The organism is Nocardioides proteolyticus, from assembly GCF_051280635.3.
Lineage (GTDB): Bacteria > Actinomycetota > Actinomycetes > Propionibacteriales > Nocardioidaceae > Nocardioides.
Genome location: NZ_JBNBPO030000023.1, coordinates 14804 through 34926, shown reverse-complemented (window position 1 = coordinate 34926; position 20123 = coordinate 14804). Strand labels below are relative to the sequence as shown.

Annotated in this window: 21 protein-coding genes; 6 read left to right on the top strand and 15 right to left on the bottom strand. The window is 72.9% G+C overall.

What is annotated here, in order from left to right; genetic code table 11:
- Positions 1–8 precede the first annotated feature (8 nt).
- The 9 genes from era to ACPOLA_RS14245 form a co-directional block, all read right to left on the bottom strand.
- Positions 9–1076 carry a GTPase Era gene (era, locus tag ACPOLA_RS14285; RefSeq protein WP_435771109.1) on the bottom strand — a complete coding sequence of 356 codons (1068 nt, stop codon included), beginning with the start codon at positions 1074–1076 and terminating at the stop codon, positions 9–11.
- The gene (locus tag ACPOLA_RS14280; RefSeq protein WP_435771108.1) at positions 1076–1891 is read right to left on the bottom strand and encodes a siderophore-interacting protein; all 816 of its coding nucleotides are present in this window, start codon (positions 1889–1891) and stop codon (positions 1076–1078) included. Before ACPOLA_RS14280 ends, era begins: the two co-directional genes overlap by 1 nt.
- A gap of 70 nt (positions 1892–1961) precedes the next feature.
- Positions 1962–3254 (bottom strand): class I SAM-dependent methyltransferase, encoded by a 1293-nt coding sequence (locus tag ACPOLA_RS14275; protein WP_435771107.1) that lies wholly within the window; start codon positions 3252–3254, stop codon positions 1962–1964.
- A complete protein-coding gene (locus tag ACPOLA_RS14270; RefSeq protein ID WP_435771106.1) occupies positions 3251–4645 on the bottom strand; it encodes an FAD-binding oxidoreductase in 1395 nt (464 codons plus the stop codon). Before ACPOLA_RS14270 ends, ACPOLA_RS14275 begins: the two co-directional genes overlap by 4 nt.
- Before the next feature lie 52 nt (positions 4646–4697).
- Positions 4698–5042 carry a cytidine deaminase-like protein gene (locus ACPOLA_RS14265; protein ID WP_435771105.1) on the bottom strand — a complete coding sequence of 115 codons (345 nt, stop codon included), beginning with the start codon at positions 5040–5042 and terminating at the stop codon, positions 4698–4700.
- Between the two features lie 68 nt (positions 5043–5110).
- Positions 5111–6394 (bottom strand): hemolysin family protein, encoded by a 1284-nt coding sequence (locus ACPOLA_RS14260; protein ID WP_435771104.1) that lies wholly within the window; start codon positions 6392–6394, stop codon positions 5111–5113.
- Between the two features lie 3 nt (positions 6395–6397).
- Positions 6398–6868, bottom strand: a complete 471-nt coding sequence (ybeY, locus tag ACPOLA_RS14255; RefSeq protein ID WP_435771103.1) for an rRNA maturation RNase YbeY — start codon at positions 6866–6868, stop codon at positions 6398–6400.
- On the bottom strand, positions 6865–7911 hold the full coding sequence (locus ACPOLA_RS14250) for a PhoH family protein (RefSeq protein ID WP_435771102.1): 1047 nt from the start codon (positions 7909–7911) through the stop codon (positions 6865–6867). Before ACPOLA_RS14250 ends, ybeY begins: the two co-directional genes overlap by 4 nt.
- A gap of 83 nt (positions 7912–7994) precedes the next feature.
- Complete coding sequence (locus tag ACPOLA_RS14245) at positions 7995–8336, bottom strand: HIT domain-containing protein (protein ID WP_435771101.1); 342 nt, start codon at positions 8334–8336, stop codon at positions 7995–7997.
- A gap of 75 nt (positions 8337–8411) precedes the next feature.
- Between ACPOLA_RS14245 and ACPOLA_RS14240 the strand changes: the two genes are divergently transcribed.
- Positions 8412–9353 carry a Gmad2 immunoglobulin-like domain-containing protein gene (locus ACPOLA_RS14240; RefSeq protein WP_435771100.1) on the top strand — a complete coding sequence of 314 codons (942 nt, stop codon included), beginning with the start codon at positions 8412–8414 and terminating at the stop codon, positions 9351–9353.
- Complete coding sequence (locus ACPOLA_RS14235) at positions 9350–10402, top strand: winged helix DNA-binding domain-containing protein (protein ID WP_435771099.1); 1053 nt, start codon at positions 9350–9352, stop codon at positions 10400–10402. The genes ACPOLA_RS14240 and ACPOLA_RS14235 overlap by 4 nt, the downstream gene beginning before the upstream one ends.
- Before the next feature lie 46 nt (positions 10403–10448).
- Here the strand turns inward: ACPOLA_RS14235 and ACPOLA_RS14230 are convergent, their stop codons facing one another.
- The 3 genes from ACPOLA_RS14230 to hrcA are packed head-to-tail and all read right to left on the bottom strand — an operon-like array spanning position 10449 to position 13408.
- Positions 10449–11192 carry a 16S rRNA (uracil(1498)-N(3))-methyltransferase gene (locus tag ACPOLA_RS14230; RefSeq protein ID WP_435771098.1) on the bottom strand — a complete coding sequence of 248 codons (744 nt, stop codon included), beginning with the start codon at positions 11190–11192 and terminating at the stop codon, positions 10449–10451.
- Between the two features lie 13 nt (positions 11193–11205).
- On the bottom strand, positions 11206–12369 hold the full coding sequence (gene dnaJ, locus ACPOLA_RS14225; RefSeq protein ID WP_435771097.1) for a molecular chaperone DnaJ: 1164 nt from the start codon (positions 12367–12369) through the stop codon (positions 11206–11208).
- Between the two features lie 13 nt (positions 12370–12382).
- Positions 12383–13408 (bottom strand): heat-inducible transcriptional repressor HrcA, encoded by a 1026-nt coding sequence (hrcA, locus tag ACPOLA_RS14220; RefSeq protein WP_435771096.1) that lies wholly within the window; start codon positions 13406–13408, stop codon positions 12383–12385.
- Between the two features lie 202 nt (positions 13409–13610).
- Between hrcA and ACPOLA_RS14215 the strand changes: the two genes are divergently transcribed.
- The 4 genes from ACPOLA_RS14215 (at position 13611) to ACPOLA_RS14200 (ending at position 16415) form a co-directional block, all read left to right on the top strand.
- Positions 13611–14348 carry a hypothetical protein gene (locus ACPOLA_RS14215; RefSeq protein WP_435771095.1) on the top strand — a complete coding sequence of 246 codons (738 nt, stop codon included), beginning with the start codon at positions 13611–13613 and terminating at the stop codon, positions 14346–14348.
- 18 nt (positions 14349–14366) lie between these two features.
- Positions 14367–15212 (top strand): MBL fold metallo-hydrolase, encoded by an 846-nt coding sequence (locus ACPOLA_RS14210; RefSeq protein WP_435771094.1) that lies wholly within the window; start codon positions 14367–14369, stop codon positions 15210–15212.
- 18 nt (positions 15213–15230) lie between these two features.
- A complete protein-coding gene (locus ACPOLA_RS14205; protein WP_435771093.1) occupies positions 15231–15479 on the top strand; it encodes a hypothetical protein in 249 nt (82 codons plus the stop codon).
- A gap of 93 nt (positions 15480–15572) precedes the next feature.
- Entirely contained in the window at positions 15573–16415 is an 843-nt protein-coding gene (locus ACPOLA_RS14200) for a DUF3097 domain-containing protein (RefSeq protein ID WP_435771092.1), read from the top strand.
- A gap of 9 nt (positions 16416–16424) precedes the next feature.
- Here ACPOLA_RS14200 and ACPOLA_RS14195 read toward each other — a convergent pair whose 3' ends face one another.
- The 3 genes from ACPOLA_RS14195 to ACPOLA_RS14185 all read right to left on the bottom strand — a co-directional run bounded on the left by ACPOLA_RS14195 (position 16425) and on the right by ACPOLA_RS14185 (position 20088).
- The gene (locus ACPOLA_RS14195) at positions 16425–16934 is read right to left on the bottom strand and encodes a TM2 domain-containing protein (RefSeq protein WP_435771091.1); all 510 of its coding nucleotides are present in this window, start codon (positions 16932–16934) and stop codon (positions 16425–16427) included.
- 50 nt (positions 16935–16984) lie between these two features.
- A complete protein-coding gene (gene hemW, locus ACPOLA_RS14190; protein WP_435771090.1) occupies positions 16985–18190 on the bottom strand; it encodes a radical SAM family heme chaperone HemW in 1206 nt (401 codons plus the stop codon).
- A gap of 71 nt (positions 18191–18261) precedes the next feature.
- Positions 18262–20088 carry an AMP-dependent synthetase/ligase gene (locus ACPOLA_RS14185; protein WP_435771089.1) on the bottom strand — a complete coding sequence of 609 codons (1827 nt, stop codon included), beginning with the start codon at positions 20086–20088 and terminating at the stop codon, positions 18262–18264.
- Between the last annotated feature and the right edge of the window lie 35 nt (positions 20089–20123).

The following is a 20123-nucleotide window of genomic DNA, read 5'->3' as shown; positions in this document are numbered from 1 at the left end:
CGCGAGACCTAGAAGCCGAGGCGACGGAGCTGGCGCGGGTCGCGCTGCCAGTCCTTGGCGACCTTCACGTGGAGGTCGAGGAAGACCGGCGTGCCGAGGAGCGCCTCGATCTGCTGCCGCGCCACCGTCCCGACCCGGCGCAGCCGGGCCCCCTTCCTGCCGATCACGATGCCCTTCTGGGAGTCGCGCTCGACGAAGAGGTTGGCGTGGATGTCGAGCAGCGGCTTGTCGTCGGGGCGTCCCTCGCGCAGGCCCATCTCCTCGACGACGACGGCGATCGAGTGCGGCAGCTCGTCACGAACGCCGTCCAGCGCCGCCTCGCGGATCAGCTCGGCGGCGAGCACCTCCTCGGGCGCGTCGGTCAGGTCGCCGTCAGGATAGAGCGGCGGCCCCTCGGGCATCAGCCCCACGAGGAGCTGCGCCAGCAGGTCGATCTGGTCGCCCCCCACCGAGGAGACCGGGACGATCTCGGTCCACTCGGTGCCGGTGCTGCGCCCCAGCTCGGCGATGTCGACCAGGTGCTCGGCGATCCGGTCGGGTGCCGCGAGGTCGGTCTTGGTCGCCACCGCGATCTTGGTCGTACGACGGACCTTGGCCAGCTCGTTGACCAGGAAGGTGTCTCCCGGGCCGATCCTCTCGTCGGCGGGGAAGCACACCGCCACCACGTCGACCTCCGCCCAGGTCGTGCGCACGAGGTCGTTGAGGCGCTCGCCGAGGAGGGTGCGCGGCCGGTGCAGGCCAGGGGTGTCCACGAGCACCAGCTGCCCGTCGGGCCGGTGCACGATGCCGCGCACGACGGTGCGGGTGGTCTGCGGCTTGTCGGAGGTGATCACGATCTTCTGCCCGACGAGGGCGTTGGTCAGCGTCGACTTGCCCACGTTGGGCCGGCCGACGAAGCAGGCGAAGCCGCTGCGGTAGCCGTCGGGGACCTCGCCGGTGCCGAACGCCGGCGCGACCGCGGGGGCGGGCGCCGGAAGGCCGGCGAAGTCCTCGTCGAGCTCGTCGTCGAGGTCCTCGTCGAGCCCGTCGAGATCCTCGTCGAGGTCCTCGCCCCGCTCGTCGTCCGGGCGCGCCATCACGAGGACCTCGCCTCGTCGTAGTCGGCCCAGATCTCCTCGTCGGTCTTCCCGGCAGCCTTGCCGGCGCGCCAGATCGGGCCGGGGTCGACGGCGCGCGGCTGCCGCTCGGCGACCGCGCGCCAGTAGCCCATCACGTCGTAGTGGGTGCTCGGCAGCCTGCGGTCGCACATCAGATGCTTGCGGATCGCGCGCATCTGGGCGGACTCCCCCGCCATCCAGAAGTAGCCGGGGCCCTCCGGCCAGTCCAGCGAGGCCACCACCTCCGACAGCCGGCTGCGACCGTCGGGCGGCGGCGCCAGCCAGGTCACGTCGCTGCCCTCGGGCAGGTAGTCGAGGAGGTCGGCCGGGTCGTCGGGGACCTCGGCGTGGACCCGGAGCGGCAGCTGTGAGCCGTGGGTCTCCGCGATCCGCGCCATCGCCGGCAGCGCGGTGAGGTCGCCGACCAGCAGCAACCACTGGGCGTCGGGAGGCAGGGCGAAGGAGCCCTTGGGCTCGCTCACCGTGACCTGCTGGCCGACCGGGTCGCCGGCCTTGCCGGTCGCCCACTCGGTGACCAGCCCGACCTGGTGGACCACCACGTCGAGGATCAGCTCGGCGGGCCGGGCCGACCCGTCGCCGGGCCGCCACGACCGCACGGTGTAGTAGCGGCTCTGGAACTGCCCGGGCACCACGAGGCCGACCCACTCGTCGGGCACCCCGGTCGAGCCGAACCCGTCCAGCCCCGCACCACCGAGCGTGAGCCGGAGCAGATGCGGTGTGATCTGCTCGCGGGCCACCACGTCGGCGACGTACTGCTCGGCGCGGGTGCTCACCGGTTCAGGCTATCGGGTGGGACGTGGTTCCCCCCTGACGGTCCCGCGCCGCAACGACCGGGGCGAGCGGTCAGAACTCGTGGCGGAGCGGGTAGCCGCTGGCCCCGTCGACCGTCTTGGTCGCCAGCACGTGGTGCAGCTGGATCTCGTTGCGCTCGAAGGCGATCCGGGAGCCGGCCATGTAGAGGCCCCACACCCGGGCCGTGCCCTCGTCGGTCTCGGCGACACAGGCGTCCCAGTGCTCGGCCAGGTTGCGCGACCAGCCGGCGAGGGTCCGCGCGTAGTGGACCCGGATGTTCTCGTGGTGCTGGACCTCCAGACCGGCGTCCTCGATGGCGCGCACGATGGTGCCGGACCCGGCGAGCTCCCCGTCGGGGAAGACGTAGCGGTCGATGAAGGCGCCTGCGCTGGGCCGGCCCCGGTTGTCGTGGCGCGTGATGCAGTGGTTGAGCAGTCGCCCGTGCGGCTTGAGCTTGTCGCGGACGAAGCCGAAGTACGACGGGTAGTTGGCCACGCCGATGTGCTCGGTCAGCCCGATCGAGCTGACGGCGTCGAAGTCACCCTCCTCGACGTCGCGGTAGTCGGAGAACCGGACCTCGGCCATGTCGTCGAGGCGCTGCCGCTTGATCTCCTCCTGCGCCCAGGTGGCCTGCTCGCGGGAGAGGGTGACGCCCAGCGCCTTGACGCCGTAGTGGCGGGCGGCGTGACGCACCATCCCGCCCCAGCCGCAACCGAGGTCCAGGAGTCGCTGACCCGGCTGCAGCCCGAGCTTGCGGCAGATCAGGTCGTACTTGTGCTCCTGGGCCTCCTCCAGCGTCGCGTCCTCGTGCGGGAAGACGGCGCAGGTGTAGGTCATGGACGGGCCGAGGACGTGCTCGTAGAAGGTGTTGGAGACGTCGTAGTGGTGGTGGATCGCGTCCGCGTCGCGCTCCTGGGAGTGCCGGCTCCACCTCCCCAGTGCCCGCAGTCCCTCCATCCGGTGCCGCCAGGCGGGCAGGTGCTCCTGCGGCGGCGGGGGCGGCGGGAACAGGTGGCCGACGCCGAGCCGGCGGACGATCGAGACCAGCTCGGCCGGCTTGGGGATGCCGAAGTCGGTCTTGTCCTTCATCAGCCGGAACGCCGGGTACGGGTCACCGGGGTGGGCGCCGTGGAGGACCAGGTCGCCGGCGACGTACGCACGCGCCAGCCCGAGGTCGCCCGGAGCCGACATGATGTAGGAGAGCCCGCGCTCGTTGACGATCTCGAGCCCGTAGGGCTGGTCCAGGGCGCCGGCGGAGCTGCCGTCGTACGCCGTGAGCCAGAGGGGAAGCCCGCTGCGGAACAGCGAGGCGATCGTCGGGGCGATGCCCTGGGGGGTGGTCATCGGCTCCTCACCGCCTTGTCGTAGAGGGTGGTCAGTCGGTCGTCGGGGTCGTAGCGACGCTTCACCTCGTCGAGGGCGCCGGCGTGGTAGAGGGCGTCGAAGGTCTCGCGGTCGTAGAAGGCCTCGGAGTAGAGCGACTTGTGACCGCCGAGCTCGTGGACCTTCGCCTCGATGGCGCGGTTGAGCGGGGCGTGCACGGCGTCCGGGCCGACGTGCACGGTCCCCCAGAAGCCGAGATTGACGTAGAGGCGGCCCGGCTCGAGCGGGTAGTGCGGCCACTGGGCGCCGCCCGAGCCGTCCGGCCCGGTCGTGCCCTTCGAGACGAGGGGACACAGCCACACCGGCCGCATGCCGACCTCGGCGTCGAACCACTCCAGGAACTCCGCCAGCCTCTCGACCGGGACCTCCACGTCCTGGACCACCCGCTCGCGCAGCGGGCGCCCGGCACGGCGGTCGAGCCGGTCCGCGATCCCGAACCTGCGGTCGAGGTGGAGCAGGCGCATGTAGACGTCCGAGCGCCGCTTGCTGCGCGGCCAGACCCTGCGGAGCAGGGGGTGCTGGGCGCCGAAGGCACCGGAGCACCAGAACCAGTCGGTGTCCCACCGCCAGAGGTAGTCGTAGGCGGTCAGCAGGTCGCGGTCCCGGGTCCGCAGCGAGCGGTAGTAGACCTGCTGGCCGGCGTAGTCCGAGGTCGGTCCGCCCTCGTCGGTCCAGCGGGCGAGGGTCAGGACGTACTCCCCCGGCGCGAACGCCACGCCGTCGAGGGCGTGCACCGGCTCGCCGTCAAGCTCCTGCGTCGCGGTGATCTCGCCGATGGTCTTGGCGAGCAGCTCCGCGTCGTCGAAGGTGACGTGGCGCAGCGCGACGTACGGCGGCGCCGGAGCCAGCCGGATCCGCAGGCGGGTCGCGTAGCCCAGCGAGCCGTAGGAGTTGGGGAAGGCGTCGAAGAGGTCGTCGCCGGGCCGCGTCGTGACCACCGCCCCGCCTCCGGTGAAGACGTCCATCTCCAGCACCGACTCGTGCGGCAGGCCGAGGCGGAAGCTGGTGGACTCGATGCCGAGCCCGGTGACCGCGCCGCCGAGCGTGATCGTGCGCAGCTGAGGCACGACGAACGGCATCAGGCCGTGCGGGAGGGTCGCGTCGACGAGGCTCTCGTAGGTGCACATGCCCTGCACCTCGGCGACCGGACCGTCCGGCCCGTCGGGCAGGACCTCGATCACCCCGTCGAGGCCGCTGACGTCGAGGCCCGGCGCCGTGCTCGCCGCACGCGCCCGGAACAGGTTGGTGGTGCGCTTGGCGAGGCGGACCGGCTCACCCTGCGGGATCGCGGCGTAGGAGTCGGCCAGCCGCTGCACGGCCCGCTCGTGCATGTCCCAGGCACGGTTCGCCATGGAGACGAACCTATCGCCAAACCGCGCCCGGCGCGTCCTGCATTTTCGGCGGCTACGCGGTCCGGGTGGCGGCGACGGCGCCGCGGACGTCGCCGAGGTGCACCGTCACGCCCGCGCTGCCGGCGAAGTCGCGCAGCACCGCTGCGTCGTCGTCGGCGAGCTCCGCCGCGCCTCCGAGCAGCACGCAGGCGTCGACCGCCGTCGAGCCGGAGGCGACCGCCATCGCGACCACCGCCTGCACCGCGCTGAGCCGCAGCGACGGAAGGTCGACCGTCGCCGCGGCGTACGTGCGGCCGTCGGTGTCGCGGACCGCGGCACCCTCGGCCGCGCCGATCCGGGCGCGGGTGGCGCGGGCCAGCGTGACGAGCTTCTTGTCCTCGGCGGAGAGGTCGGCCATGGGGCGATTATCGCGGAGCGGACCTGCGCGCGGGTCGCCGGCACCGCCTCTCGGCTGTGCCGGTCGGGTCAGCCCGTCGCGGCGTCGTCGGCGAGCCGGGAGATGAGCACCGTGCCGATCTTGTTGCGCCGCCCGGCGGCGTGCTCGGCCTCGAACCGCAGACCCCAGGCGTCGACCACCGATCCCGGGATCGGCACCCGGCCGAGGTGCTTGGCCATCAGGCCCCCGACGGAGTCGACGTCCTCCTCCTCGATGTCGAACCCGAAGATCTCGTCGAGGTCGTCGACGGGGTAGCGCGACGACACCCGCACCCGGCCGTCGTCGAGCTGCTCGGTGGCGACCTCCGCGGCGTCGTACTCGTCGGTGATCTCGCCGACGATCTCCTCCAAGAGGTCCTCGATGGTGATCAGGCCGGCGGTGCCGCCGTACTCGTCGACCACGATGGCGATGTGCTGGCGCATCGACTGCATCTCGCGCAGCAGGTCGTCGATCGGCTTGGACTCCGGCACCCAGTGGACCGGGCGCATCACCGCCTCGACCCGCTCCGTCAGCTCGACGTCGGGGTCCTCGAAGTCGCGGCGGACCACGTCCTTGAGATAGGCGAAGCCCCGGACGTCGTCGAGGTTCTCCCCGATCACCGGGACCCTGGAGAACCCGGAGCGGAGGAACAGCGAGAGCGTCTGGCGCAGGTTCTTGTGGGTCTCGATGTAGACCACGTCGCCCCGCGGCACCATCACCTCGCGGACGGTCGTGTCGCCGAACTCGAAGACCGAGTGGATCATCCTGCGCTCGCCGGCCTCGATCACCTCCGACGCCTCGGCGATGTCGACGAGCTCGCGGAGCTCGGTCTCGGTCGAGAACGGACCTTCACGGAAGCCTCGCCCGGGCGTGATCGCGTTGCCGACCAGGATCAGCAGCCTCGGGAGCGGGCCCAGCACGGTGGTCAGCGCCGACAGCGGCCACGCCGACCACAGTGCGACGCTCTCGGCGTGCTGACGGCCCAGGGTGCGGGGCGCGACGCCGACGACCACGAACGACACGACCAGCATCGAGCCCACCGCCACCGCGGCGGTGGCCCACCACGACCCGGCGAGCCAGGCGTCGACGTAGAGGGTGATCAGGACGATGGCCGCCACCTCGCACAGCAGCTGCAGCAGCAGCGCGGTGTTGAGGTGGCGTGGCGCGTCCTCCAGCACGGCGACCAGCCGGCGGGCGCCGGCACGCTCAGCGGCGACCAGCTCCTGGGCGCGGGCGCGGGAGAAGGCGGCGACGGCCGCGTCGGCCGCCGTGAAGAGGCCGGCGAGCACGACCAGGACCGCGGCCGCCGCGAGCTGCCAGACGCCAGGATCCATGGGTCAGGCGTCGCCGGGCTCGGCGCGCCACTGCGCCAGGAGCTGGTCCTGCAGCCCGAACATCACCTTGTGCTCCTCGGGCTCGGCGTGGTCGTAGCCCAGCAGGTGCAGGATGCCGTGGACGGTCAGCAGCTCCAGCTCGGCGAGGGTCCCGTGGCCGGCGGCCTCGCCCTGCCGCTCGGCGACCGTGGGGCACAGTACGACGTCGCCGAGCACGGCGCTATCGAGCGGCTCCGGCTCCTCGTTGACCAGACCGGGGCGCAGCTCGTCCATCGGGAAGGCCAGCACGTCGGTCGGGCCCTCCTTCTCCATCCACTTCTCGTTGAGCTCGGCGATGGTGGCCTCGTCCACGGCCTTGATGCACAGCTCGGCGAGCGGGTGCACCCGCATCCGGTCCATCACGAAGCGGGCCAGCCGGGAGAAGTGCCGGGTGTCGAACCCGGAGCCGGACTCGTCGAGGATCTCGATGCTCACGACTCGGGGGCGGCCTCTCGGGAGTGCGGGCGCCGCGGCGCGCTGCGGGCGTCGTACTCGTCATAGGCGGCGACGATCCGGGCCACGAGCTTGTGGCGCACCACGTCGTGGCTCGTCAGCCGGACGAAGGCGAGGTCCTCGACACCGTCGAGGATGCCCTCGACGATGCGGAGCCCCGACGTGGTTCCGGAGGGGAGGTCGACCTGCGTCACGTCGCCGGTGACCACGATCTTGGACCCGAAGCCCAGCCTGGTCAGGAACATCTTCATCTGCTCGGGCGTGGTGTTCTGCGCCTCGTCGAGGATGATGAAGGAGTCGTTGAGCGAGCGACCGCGCATGTAGGCCAGGGGCGCCACCTCGATCGTCCCCGCGGCGAGCAGCTTGGGGATCGACTCGGGGTCGAGCATGTCATGGAGCGCGTCGTAGAGCGGGCGCAGGTAGGGGTCGATCTTCTCGCTCAGCGTGCCCGGAAGGTAGCCGAGCCGCTCGCCGGCCTCGACCGCGGGCCGGGTCAGGATGATCCGGGTCACCTGCTTGGCCTGGAGCGCCTGGACCGCCTTCGCCATGGCGAGGTAGGTCTTGCCCGTGCCGGCCGGGCCGATGCCGAAGGTGATCGTGTGCTTGTCGATCGTCTCCACGTAGCGCTTCTGGTTGAGCGTCTTGGGACGGATCGACCGGCCGCGGTTGCTGAGGATGTTGAGCGAGAGCACGTCGGCGGGGCGCTCGGAGGTGGCGGTCTCCGCACGCAGCATGGCCTCGACCCGCTCCACGACCTCGGGCGTGACACCCTGGCCGGTACGGAGGATGGCGACCAGCTCGTCGATGAGCCGCTCGGCGAGCCCGATCTCGCGGGCATCACCGCTGAGTGTGATCCGGTTGCCGCGGACGTGCACCTGGACGGCGAACCGCTTCTCGATGAGACCGAGGTGCTCGTCGCCCGGACCGAGGAGGGTGACCATGTCGATGCTGTTGGGCACCACCACGGTGTGCCGCGTGGGAGCCGCTGCGGAGGACGTGGGGGTGGCTGGGTTGCTCTCGGTCATCGATGCCCCGGCGGGGCGGCCTTTCCGTTGCGGCGACGTGTCGCTCCCATGGTACGCCGCCGCCCCTCGCGCCTGGCTACGCGTTATCCCGGCGGCCAGCTCATCGGCCGGCCGGCGAGCACGTGGAGGTGGGTGTGGAACACGGTCTGGCCGACGCCCGCTCCGGTGTTGAACACCAGGCGGTAGTCGTCGTAGCCCTCCTCCGCGGCGACGTCGCGCGCTGCCAGGGCGAGTGCTGCGAAGGTGTCGGCGTCCGCGGCCGCGGTGTCGGCGGCGCTCACCGTGTGCTCCCGCGGCACGACCAGGACGTGCAGCGGTGCCTGCGGGTTGATGTCGCGGAACGCGACGGTGAGGTCGGTCGTGTGGACGATGTCGCCGGGGATGTCGCCGGCGACGATCTTGCAGAACAGGCAGTCGTCGCTCACACCCCCACCTTCGCAGATCGCGGCGCGCCGACGCCAACCTCCTGATTCGGCGTTGCCGCGCGGGAGGATCGGTCCATGCACCAAGCCCCCCGCACGGCCGTCTCCCTCCTCGGCGGAGCGCTGCTGGCGCTCGGCCTGCTCGCCGGATGCGGCGACGACCCGAGCGATCCCGACCCCTCCGCCGGGCCGACCAGCACCGCCGACGGCACGACCGACCCGTCCGACCCGTCCAGCGGCGCGGCGGCGGACCCCGGTGCCACCGGCGACCCCGACGCCACCGACGGGCGGGGTGAGCAGGAAGCGGCCGTCCCCGCCTACTACGTGGGCCGGACGCCGACCGGCGACCGGCTCTACCGCGAGTTCCGGCGGGTCCCGGCCGACGACCTGCTCACCGCGGCGGCCGCGGCGGTCACCGACGGCGATCCCCTGGACCCCGACTACCGGACCCTGTGGCCCGGCGGCCGGTTCGCGGGCGTGACGCAGGAACAGGACGCGATCGTCGTCGAGGTCGCCGACGAGTCGTGGCTCGGGCGCGCCGGGCTCAGCGCCGCCGAGGCGCGGCTCGCCGTGCAGCAGCTCGTCTACACGCTCCAGGGCACGGTGGGCGACCGGCTGCCCGTCCGCGTCGAGCACGAAGGCCGACCGGCACAGACGCTCCTCGGCGTCCGGGTGGGGTCAGGACTGACCGCGCGGCCGCAGCTCGACGTCCTCGCCCTCGTCGACGTCACCGAGCCCACCGAGGGTGCCACCGTGGGCGAGACCTTCACCGCCAACGGCCGGGCCAGCTCGTTCGAGGGCACCGTGGTCTGGGAGGTGCTCGACGAGGACGGTGCGGTCGTGCTCAACGGGTTCGCGCAGGCGGACGGCTGGGTGGACCGGCTCTACCCCTGGGAGACGCAGGTGAGCACCACCAGCCTGGCTCCCGGCAGCTACACCTTCGTGGCGCGCACCGACGACCCCTCCGACGGCGAGGGGTCCGGACCGACCGAGGACACGAAGCGGATCACGGTGCGGTGAGGTTCACCCGCCAGCGCCTCAACCGCACCCTGCTGCTCCGACAGCACCTGGCCGAGCGGACAGCGGTGGAGCCGTCGACGATGGTTCGTCACCTCGTCGGGCTGCAGGCGCAGGAGCCGCTGCCCCCGTACCTCTCGCTCGCGGCCCGGATCGAGGACCTGGATCCCCGGGCGGTCAGCCGCCAGATCGAGGAGCGCACCCTGGTGCGGGTGCTCAGCCTCCGCGACACGGTGCACCTGCACGTGCCCGAGGACGCGGTGAGCCTGCCGGTCTGGGCCGCTCCGGTGCGCGAGCGCGAGATCAGGCAGAGCCAGTCGGTCGGCGACGCGCGCTCGGTCGACCGGAGCGAGTTCACCGCCACCCTGCACGAGGTGCTGGCCGAAGGCCCGCTCCCCCAGCGTGCGCTGGCTGCCGCGCTGGCGGAGCGGTTCCCCCAGCACCCGCCGGCACAGCTCGGCCAGCTCGCGCGGCTGGTCGGCGTGCTCCCCCAGCTGCCGCCGCGCGGCTGCTGGAAGCCGACCGCGTCGACGGCGGTCGCCTACGACCTGGCCGAGCGCTGGGTCGGCTTGCCGCTGCGCGAGCCCGACGTGCCCGCGGTGCTGCGCCGCTACCTCCGGGCGTTCGGCCCCGCCACGGCGGCGGACGCCACCACCTGGTCGGGCATCACCCGGCTGGGGCCCGTGCTGAAGGGGATGGCGGACCTCGTCGTCCACGAGGACGAGGCCGGCCGGCCGCTCCTCGACCTGGCCGACGCACCGGTCGCGGAGGAGGACGCACCGGTGCCCGTGCGGCTGCTCGGCACCTACGACAACCTGTGGCTCTCCCACGCCGGGCGCGACCGGGTCACCGAGCCGGAGAAGCGCGCGGCGTGGATGGGCGCCAACGGTGCGCAGCAGATGGTGGTCCTCGTCGACGGCTGGCTGGAGGGCCTGTGGCGGATCGAGGACGGCAAGGTCGTCGTCGGTGACCTGCTGCGGCCTCTGACGCGGGGTGAGCGGGCGGGGCTCGACGAGGAGATCGCCCGGGTGGAGCAGCTGTTGAGCCGGTAGCGGCTGTGCCCATGGCCGACGGCGGCGGGCGTCCGGGGCCGCGGCCTCACGCTCCCCAGCGGGTGGTCCGCGCCAGGAGCGCCGCGACCGCCGCGACACCGGCCGTCGAGGTGCGCAGCACCTCCGCACCGAGCCGCACGGGCACGGCACCGGCGTCGGCGAGAGCCGCGACCTCCTCGTCGGTCAGACCGCCCTCCGGACCCACCACCACGACCACCTCGCCGGCGGTCGGCACCGCCACCCGGGCCAGCGGCTCGCCGGCCTCCTCGTGCAGCGCCACCGCGGCGTCGGCGGTCGCGACCCGGGCGAGCACCTCGCTCGTGCCGGCCAGCGGGGTGACCTCGGGATGCCAGGCCCGCCGCGACTGCTTGGCCGCCTCGCGCGCGGTGGCCTGCCACCGGGCGTGGGACCTCGTGGCCCGCTCGCCCTTCCACACCGCGACGCTGCGCGTCGCCGCCCACGGCACGATCCGCGCCACCCCGATCTCGGTGAGCACCTCCACGGCCAGCTCGCCGCGGTCGCCCTTCGGCAGCGCCTGCACGACCGTGAAGCGGGGAGCGGGCTCGGGCCGGTCGTCGACCTGCGTGGCGAGCACCGTGAAGGAGCGCTTGGACGTCTCGGTCACCGTCCCGGTCACCACGCGGCCCGCGCCGTCGGTGAGCTGCACCGCCTGACCCACGCGCAGGCGTCGTACGACGACGGCGTGGTGGGCCTCGTCGCCCTCGACGACGACGTGGTCGCCCTCCCCGACACCGGCCAGGGCGGGGACGAGGTGCTGCGGCAGCGTCACCGGTCGGGGGGCGTCAGTGCGCGGTGAACGCGTCGCGCAGCCGGCCGAACACCGACTTGTGCGCCGGCCGGACATCGCCGCTCGGCTGCTCCTCGCCGCGGATCTCGGCGAGCTCGCGGAGCAGCTGCTCCTGGCGCGCGTCGAGGCGGGTCGGCGTCTCGACGGCGACGGTGACCACCAGGTCGCCGCGACCCCCACGGAGGCCCGGCACCCCGCGACCGCGCAGCAGGATCTCGTGGCCCGACTGCGTCCCCGGCGGGATGGTCAGCTCGAAGTCCGTCTCCAGGCCGGCGTCGGCGGGGTCGGGCAGGTCGGCCTCGAGGGTGGGCATGGTGATCGTGGTGCCGAGGGCGGCGGCCGTCATCGGGACCGAGACGGTGCAGTGCAGGTCGTTGCCGTGGCGGTTGAACACCGGGTGCTGCGCGACGTGGATCTCGACGTAGAGGTCGCCTGCGGGACCGCCACCGGGGCCGACCTCCCCCTGCTCGGCGAGCTGCACGCGGGTGCCTGTGTCGACGCCGGCGGGGATCTTCACCGTGAGCGTGCGGCGCGACCGGACCCGGCCGTCGCCGGCGCACTCGCGGCAGGGGTCGGGGATGACGGTGCCGAAGCCGCGGCAGGCGGCGCACGGGCGGAGGGTGCGGATCTCGCCGAGGAACGATCGCTGCACCTGGGCGACCTCGCCCGCCCCCCGACAGGTCTCGCAGGTGACCGGCCGGCTGCCGGGCGCAGCGCCGTCGCCGCCGCAGGTCGAGCAGCGCACGGCCGTGTCGACCTTGAGCTCGCGGGAGACGCCGAAGGCCGCCTCGGCGAGGTCGACCTCGAGCCGGATCAGGGCGTCCTGGCCGCGTCGCGTGCGCGGGCGCGGACCGCGACCGCCGGCCGCCCCCGGTGTGCCGCCGAAGAAGGCGTCCATGATGTCGGTGAAGGAGAACCCGGCGCCTTGGCCACCGAAGCCGCCGCCGAACGGGTCGCCTCCGCGGTCGTAGGCGGCACGCTTCTGCGGGTCCGAGAGCACCTCGTAGGCGGCGGAGACCTGCTTGAACCGCTCCTGGCTCTCCGGATCGGGGTTGACGTCGGGGTGGAGCTGCCGCGCGAGGCGCCGGTAGGCCTTCTTGATGGCGTCGGCGTCCGCGTCGCGGTCGACGCCGAGCAGCTCGTAGGGGTCCTGGCTCACGTGGTGTTCGCTTTCAGCTCTCGTCGAGGATGCGCGAGACGTAGCGCGCCACTGCGCGCACGGCCGCCATCGTTCCTGGGTAGTCCATCCGGGTCGGGCCCACGATGCCCAGCGAGGCCAGCGCGTCGTCGGGGCCGTAGCCGGTCGCCACGACGCTGGTCGACGCCAGCTCCTGGTAGGGGCCCTCGGTGCCGATCCGCACCGTCACCGCGCCGCTGCTGGTCGCCTCGCCGAGCAGCTTGAGGAGCACGACCTGCTCCTCCAGCGCCTCGAGGAGGGGCTTGACCGAGGTGTCGAAGCTGTCTCCGAACCGGGCGAGGTTGGCGGTGCCGCCGACCGCGACCCGCTCGTCGGAGCGGTGGTCGCTCATCGCCTCGACGAGGGCCTCGACCACCGCCACCATCGTCGCCGACGGCTGCGGACCACCCTCCTCGGCCTTGACCAGGTCGTCGAGCGCAGCGGCCGCGTTGGCGATCACCTCGCCGGTCGCGGCGAGGTTGACCCGGGACCGCAGGGCGGCGAGGTCGTCCTCGGCGAGCTCGCTGTCGAGCTCGACGAGCCGCTGCTCGACCCGGCCGCTGCTGAGGATGAGCACCAGCAGCAGTCGGGTGGGCGTGAGGGCGACGATCTCGATGTGGCGCACGGTGGAGCGGGACAGGGTGGGGTACTGCACGACGGCGACCTGCCGCGTCAGCTGGGCCAGCAACCGCACGGAGCGCCGGACCACGTCGTCGAGGTCGATCGCGCCGTCGAGGAAGCTCGCGATCGCCCGCCGCTCCGCCTGCGTCATCGGCTTCACCGTCGACAGCCGGTCGACGAAGAGCCGGTAGCCCTTGTCGGTGGGGACCCGGCCGGCGCTGGTGTGGGGCTGCGCGAGGTAGCCCTCGTCCTCGAGCGCCGCCATGTCGTTGCGGATCGTCGCCGGCGAGACGTTGAGGTGGTGACGCTCGACCAGGGCCTTGGACCCCACCGGCTCCTCGGTGGCGACGTAGTCCTCGACGATCGCGCGCAGGACCGCGAGCCTGCGTTCCTCCTGCATGCCCACCTCCTGACCACGGCCGTTGGCGGCCGTCCGACGACGCCCGCTGGCACTCCGCTCTGACGAGTGCCAATGCTACCGCTGCCGTGGCGGGAACCGACGAGTCGCGCCCCGCGGCCAGGCGACCCGGCCGGGCGGGGTTGCCGGCGCCGTACCCTTCGACATAGGTTAGGCTCACCTTAGACACAGGAGAGGTCCGGCGATGACGGGGCACCACGGCGCGGAGACGGTCCGCACGGAGATCAGCCGGCTCGCGGCTGCCGCGCGCAGCATCCTCTCCTGTCCGGCCGAGGTCCAGCTGGTCGTCGACGGGGTCGATGACGTCACCGCCGACCTCGGCGGGACGCACCTGGAGATGCACGACCGCACCGGGCACCCGGTCTTCTCATGCCCGGCGGGCTCCGCCCTGGCGGCGGCGGCGACCGAACGGCGCGCCGCGCTGCTCACCGTCGACAGCGGCCTGGGCCGTCCCGGCTCGGCGGACCGGGACGCGTCGCTGACGCTGTCCGGCCGGCTCTCGGCGAGCGGGGCCGAGCAGTGCCCCTGCTCGCCCGAGGCGCGGATCGAGGTGCGGCTGCACGTCGACTACGTCCTCCTGTCGCGGCCGGCCACCCACGGCGGGCCGCACCTCCGGGTTCCCGTCGGCGCGTTCACCGCCGACCAGCACGAGCTCAACCGGGGCTTCCTGCAGCGCGCTGCCGAGCACGCCAACCTCTGTCACCAGGCCGAGCTGCGCCGCGCCGTCGCCGCCACCACCGGAACCCACCTCGGTCGGGTGCTCGGGGTCCACCTCCACCACCTGCGGCGCGACGGCGTCGACCTGCAGTGGGTCGACCCGGACGGCGGGCACGCGCGCCGGCTCACGTTCGCGCGCCCGGCGGCGACCAGCCAGGAGCTGGGCGAGCTGCTGCGCTCGGAGCTGCACGCCGGTCTGTGCTGAGGCCGATACCCTGACGGCGTGCCGTTCCACGAGGTCGCCGACCGGGTCTGGGTCTGCCGCCATCCCTGGCTCGACCTCAACGTGACCGCCGTCGGCGGTGATCGGGGCCTGGTCGTGGTGGACACCCACGGCTCTGCCGCCGCCGCCCGCGAGGTCCTCGGCGAGGTCCGCGCCCTCGGCGCCGGAGAGGTCGTCGCCGTGGTCAACACCCACGAGCACTTCGACCACACCTTCGGCAACGCCACCTTCGCCGAGGAGTACGACGACGTGCCCGTCCACGCGACCGAGGAGGCCGCCGCCCGCACCATCGCCGCCGGCGAGCGGGTGCAGGAGGAGTACCGCCGCTCCGCGGACCCCCGAGCGGCGGAGGTCCTGGCCACCACCATCAGGCCCGCCGACCGCACCTTCTCCAGCGCCGCGGTGATCGACCTCGGCGACCGCCAGGTGGAGCTTGTCCACCCCGGCCGGGGCCACACCGCCGGTGACCTGGTGGTGCGGGTGCCGGACGCCGACGTGCTCGTCGCCGGAGACCTGCTGGAGGAGTCCGCTCCCCCGGCGATCGGGGCGGACTCCTGGCCGCTCGAGTGGCCGCTCACCCTGGATCTGGTGCTCGGGCTGCTCACCGCCGAATCCGTGGTGGTGCCCGGGCACGGGGCCGTGGTGGACCGGGGCTTCGTGGAGTCCCAGCGCGGCGACCTCGGCGTGGTGGCGGAGACCATCCGCGACCTGGCCACCCGGGGCGTGCCCGTGGCGGAGGCGCTCGGCGCCGCGGACTGGCCGCTGCCCCGGGAGGCGCTGGAGCACGCCGTACGCCTCGGCTATGCGCACCTGCCCCGCAGCCAGAAGCGACTGCCCCTGGTCTGAGCCGGGTACCGCCCCGGCATGAGCCAGCACAACGAAGAGTCCAAGCAGGTCGGGATCCCCGACGAGGCGCTGCCCGCCGACCTCGTGCCCGACGAGGACAACCCGCTCGCCGAGGGCCTGCCCGCCGGCGAGACCGCAGAAGGTCTGCTGACCGAGGGCAAGCGAGGCGACGAGACGGCGTACGCGCCCGGTGAGGGCACCGGTGCCGACGGCGCCACCGCGGACCCGCCGCCGCCCGAGGAGTCCGCCGAGCCGCAGGAGACCTGACCACGCCTGGACGCGACCTCCCGCCCGTCACCGGCGGGGGCTCCCGGCGCGGCAGCCCCGACCGGGACCGTCGAGCACCTACGGTTGTCGGTCGTGGATCGCTACGGGACCGACGTGCTGGCCGGCGACTGGAACGTGCCCAAGCGGGGCCGGGCCGTGGAGACGGCCGCCGACCCCGGGCTGGTCGTCGAGGAGGTCACCACCGACTGGTGCGGCGAGATCGTCGCCGTCGACCGGGACCTGCACACGGTCACCCTCGAGGACCGCCGCGGCAAGCGCCGCACCTTCCCGCTGGGTGCGGGCTTCCTGCTCGAGGGAAGGCCGGTCATCCTGACCGCACCGGTGCGGCGCGCCGCGCCCGCCAGGCCCACCCGCACGGCCAGTGGCTCGATCGCGGTCCACGACGCCAAGGCGCGGGTCGCCCGGGCGAGCCGGATCTTCGTCGAGGGCCGCCACGACGCCGAGCTGGTGGAGAAGGTGTGGGGCGACGACCTCCGGATCGAGGGCGTCGTCGTGGAGTACCTCGGCGGCGTCGACGACCTCGCCGACCATCTCGTCTCGTTCCGGCCGGGCCCCGAGCGCCGGGTCGGCGTGCTGGTCGACCACCTCGTGCGGGGCTCCAAGGAGTCGAGGATCGCCGACGCCATCGCACGCGGGCCCCACGGCGCCCACGTCCGGATCGTGGGTCACCCGTTCGTCGACGTCTGGCAGGCCGTCAAGCCCGATCGGCTCGGACTGCGGCAGTGGCCCACCGTTCCCCGCGACGTGGAGTGGAAGAAGGGCATCTGCCAGCAGCTCGGCTGGCCGCACCGCGACCAGGCCGACATCGCGCGGGCGTGGAAGCACATCCTGTCGAGGGTGACGTCGTACGCCGACCTCGAGCCGGCGCTGCTGGGCCGGGTCGAGGAGCTGATCGACTTCGTCACCGCTCCCTGACCACGGACGTCAGCGCAGCACCCGCCCCTGGGCGTCGGTGAACGCCTTGTTGGTGAACATCAGGATCCCGTCGACGACGCCCCAGATCACCATGCCGATCCACAGCGGCAGGCCGATCAGGATGCAGGTGAGCACGATGCCCACGATGGCGCCCACGAGCTGGACGACGCCGATCGCCACGTGGCCGGTGTAGAGGCGCCCGATGCCGGGGATGCCGAACAGGCACGGCAGCAGCTGGCACAGGCCCGCGGTGAGGCGCTCCTTGTCGGAGTAGACCAGCCCGGTCTCCGGGTCGACCTGGCCCGGGATCTTCGCCCCGACGACCGGCAGCCCGTAGCCGACCGGCGGCTGCTGGACCGGGCCCGGCTGGTAGGCCTGCTGCGGCTGACCGTAGGCCGGGTACGGCGCCTGCGGTGCCTGCGGTGCCTGCGGGGGCTGTGATGCGTAGGGGGGCTCGGGCGGCTGCGCGTTCGAGGAGCTGGGCGGGGTCGGTTCGGGGGCACCGGGCTGCTCGGTCATGCGCCGGACCCTAGCGACCGGTGACCGCGCAGGTGGCCGCATTCGGCAGATCAGCCGAGCAGCACCCGGACGACGGCGTCGGCCAGGAGCCGTCCGCGCCGAGTGAGCAGCACCCGGTCCCGCCGGTCCTCGACCAGCCCGTTGGCAGCGAGACGGGCCAGCGACGCACCGTTCGGGACCGCGTCCACCGGCAGCCCTTCCCGCAGCCGCACCTCGAGCAGCACCCGCTCGAGCCGCCGCGTCTCGTCGTCGAGCACTTCCCGCGCGTGGGCGGGGCTGCGGCCCTCGGCGATCCTGGCGGCGTACGCCGCAGGATGCTTCACGTTCCACCACCGGACGCCGCCGACGTGCGAGTGCGCGCCGGGGCCGACGCCCCACCAGTCCGCACCGGTCCAGTAGCCGAGGTTGTGCCGGCAGCGCGCCGCCGGGCCGCGCGCCCAGTTCGACACCTCGTACCACCCCAGGCCGGCGGCCGTGAGGCGGTCGTCGGCCTGGAGGTACTTGTCGGCGAGGTCGTCGTCGTCGGGCATCGGGAGCTCCCCGCGGCGCACCCGCCGGGCGAGCGCCGTGCCGTCCTCGACGATCAGCGAGTACGCCGACACGTGGTCGGGCTCGCAGGCGAGTGCCGCGTCCAACGTCGTGGCCCAGTCGGCACCCGTCTCACCGGGCGTGCCGTAGATCAGGTCCACGCTCACCTGGTCGAAGCCCGCGGCGCGGGCGGCGGCCACGACCGCCGGGACGCGGTCGGGGTCGTGGGTGCGGTCGAGCACCTCCAGGACGTGCGGCACGGCTGACTGCATGCCGAAGGACACCCGGTCGAAGCCGGCGGCGCGCAGCCGCTCGAGGCGGCCGCGGTCGACGGAGTCGGGGTTGGCCTCGGTCGTCACCTCCGCGTCCGCGGCCAGTCCGAACTCGCAGTCGATCGCGGAGAGGATGCGGCCGAGGTCGGCGGGGTCGAGCAGGGTCGGCGTGCCGCCGCCGAGGAACACCGTCGACACCGGCAGGTCCACCGCCCCCAGGACCTGCCGCGCGCGGCGCACCTCCGCGACCGCCTGGGCGGCGTACGACGAGCGGGAGACGCCCGGGCCCAGCTCCTCCGCGGTGTAGGTGTTGAAGTCGCAGTAGCCACACCGCGCCGAGCAGAACGGCACGTGGACGTAGAAGCCGAACGGCCGGGTGCCGAGCCCCGCCAGGGCGGCGTCGGGAAGGGAGCCGTCGGCTGGGACGGGCTCCCCCTCAGGCAACGCGGACGGCACCCGCCCAGTGTCTCAGGCGCGGCTCACGCCGGCACATCCGAGACACCGGGCTGGTGCCGCCCGCAGCAGCCTCAGGCCCCGTAGAAGGACTCGATCAGCGCCTTGTTGTTGGCCTCCACGACGTTGCGCTTGACCTTCAGCGACGGCGTCAGCTCACCGGACTCGATGCTCAGGTCGTGGTCGAGCAGCTCCCACTTCTTGATGGTCTCCCACCGGTTGAGCTGCTGGTTGAGCTCGTCGACGTACTCGCCGACCATCGCGCGGACCTTCTCGGACCTGACCAGCTCGGTGTAGGAGGAGCCCTCCATGCCGTTCTCCGCGGCCCAGCCGGCGATCGCGTCGGGGTCCAGGGTGACCAGGGCCGAGACGAAGTTGCGCTCGGCGCCGAACACCATGAACTGGCTGACGTAGGGGCAGATCGCCTTGAACTTCGCCTCGATGGCGGGCGGGGCGATGTACTTGCCGCCGGAGGTCTTGAAGAGCTCCTTGATGCGCCCGGTGATCCGCAGGAAGCCCTCGTCGTCGAGCTCCCCCTTGTCACCGGTGCGGAGCCAGCCGTCCTCGGTGAACGCCTCGGCGGTCGCGTCGGGCCGGTTGTGGTAGCCGGCCATCAGGTGCGGCCCGCGGAGCTGGACCTCGCCACCCTCGCCGATCCGCACCTCGGTGCCCGGGAAGGGGTGGCCGACGGTGCCGATCCGGTAGTCGTCGGGGTGGTTGACCGTGGCGCCGGCGGCGTTCTCGGTCATGCCGTAGCCCTCGAGGATCAGGATGCCGGCGGCGTGGAACCACTCGGCGATCTCGGCGTTGAGCGCGGCCGACCCGGAGATGAAGAAGCGGACGCGCCCGCCGAAGCGGTCCCGGACCTTGCTGAAGACCAGCTTGTCGAAGAGGCCGTGCTGCAGCCTGAGCGGCAGCGGCACGGACTTGCCCTCGCGCTTGAGGTGGTCGACCTTGACGCCGACCTCGAAGGCCTTCTTGAAGATCTTCTCCTTCGCCCCGCCCTCGGCGGCCTGCATGGTGACGATCCGGGCGTGCGCCTTCTCGAAGATCCGCGGCGCGGCGCCCATGAAGGTGGGCTTCACGATGCCGAGGTTCTCGACGATCTTGTCGACCCGGCCGTCGATGGCGGTCGCGAACCCGCAGGCCAGCTGGGTGGAGAGCAGCACCTTGCCGAACGAGTGGGCCATCGGCAGCCAGAGGAACTGGAGGTCCTCCTCGCTGAGGATGCCCTGGGCCTTGATCGCCTCGCCCTCGAAGACCCACGCGCGGTGGAGCGTCCGCACGCCCTTGGGCTTCCCGGTGGTGCCCGAGGTGTAGATCAAGGTGGCCAGCTGGTCGGGCTGGATCTCCTTGGTCACCTGCTCGACGGCGTCCGGGCGCTCGGCGAGATGTCCCTCGCCGAGCTCGGCGAGCTGGTCGAGCGAGATCACCCAGTCGCCGTCGGCCAGGGCGTCGTCGAAGGTGATCACCTTGTCGAGCGCGGGCAGCTCGGCGCGGTGGTCGCGCAGCTTGGCGACCTGGGACTCGTCCTCGGCGAAGACGAAGCGGCTCTCGGAGTCGCCGAGGATGTAGGCGGTGTCGTCGCCGCCGGTCGTCGGGTAGACCGTGGTGGTGGCGCCTCCCGCGCACATGATCGCGAGGTCGGCGAGGATCCACTCGTAGCGCGTGGCCGAGGCGATGCCGACCCGCTGCTCACGCTCCAGGCCGAGGGCCAGCAGGCCCGCGGCGAGGCGTCGTACGCGGTCCCCGGCCTGCCGCCAGGTGACCGACTCCCATCCCTCCCCGCGTGGGAACCGGAACGCCTCGCGGTCCGGACTGGTCTCGACCCTGTCGAGGAACTGCATCGCGCAGTTCTGCGGCAGCTGGTCGAGGAAACTCGTGTCGTGATTGATGGGCATGACGCTCCTGCATGCTCGTCCCGAGAACGGCCGAT

Excerpts from the sequence above, each read along its gene's own strand:
- era (WP_435771109.1), bottom strand. The coding sequence starts at position 1,076 with ATGGCGCGCCCGGACGACGAGCGGGGCGAGGACCTCGACGAGGATCTC.
- ACPOLA_RS14275 (WP_435771107.1), bottom strand. The coding sequence starts at position 3,254 with ATGACCACCCCCCAGGGCATCGCCCCGACGATCGCCTCGCTGTTCCGC.
- ACPOLA_RS14270 (WP_435771106.1), bottom strand. The coding sequence starts at position 4,645 with ATGGCGAACCGTGCCTGGGACATGCACGAGCGGGCCGTGCAGCGGCTG.
- ACPOLA_RS14265 (WP_435771105.1), bottom strand. The coding sequence starts at position 5,042 with ATGGCCGACCTCTCCGCCGAGGACAAGAAGCTCGTCACGCTGGCCCGC.
- ACPOLA_RS14260 (WP_435771104.1), bottom strand. The coding sequence starts at position 6,394 with ATGGATCCTGGCGTCTGGCAGCTCGCGGCGGCCGCGGTCCTGGTCGTG.
- ACPOLA_RS14250 (WP_435771102.1), bottom strand. The coding sequence starts at position 7,911 with ATGACCGAGAGCAACCCAGCCACCCCCACGTCCTCCGCAGCGGCTCCC.
- ACPOLA_RS14240 (WP_435771100.1), top strand. The coding sequence starts at position 8,412 with ATGCACCAAGCCCCCCGCACGGCCGTCTCCCTCCTCGGCGGAGCGCTG.
- hrcA (WP_435771096.1), bottom strand. The coding sequence starts at position 13,408 with ATGCAGGAGGAACGCAGGCTCGCGGTCCTGCGCGCGATCGTCGAGGAC.
- ACPOLA_RS14215 (WP_435771095.1), top strand. The coding sequence starts at position 13,611 with ATGACGGGGCACCACGGCGCGGAGACGGTCCGCACGGAGATCAGCCGG.
- ACPOLA_RS14205 (WP_435771093.1), top strand. The coding sequence starts at position 15,231 with ATGAGCCAGCACAACGAAGAGTCCAAGCAGGTCGGGATCCCCGACGAG.
- ACPOLA_RS14195 (WP_435771091.1), bottom strand. The coding sequence starts at position 16,934 with ATGACCGAGCAGCCCGGTGCCCCCGAACCGACCCCGCCCAGCTCCTCG.
- ACPOLA_RS14185 (WP_435771089.1), bottom strand. The coding sequence starts at position 20,088 with ATGCCCATCAATCACGACACGAGTTTCCTCGACCAGCTGCCGCAGAAC.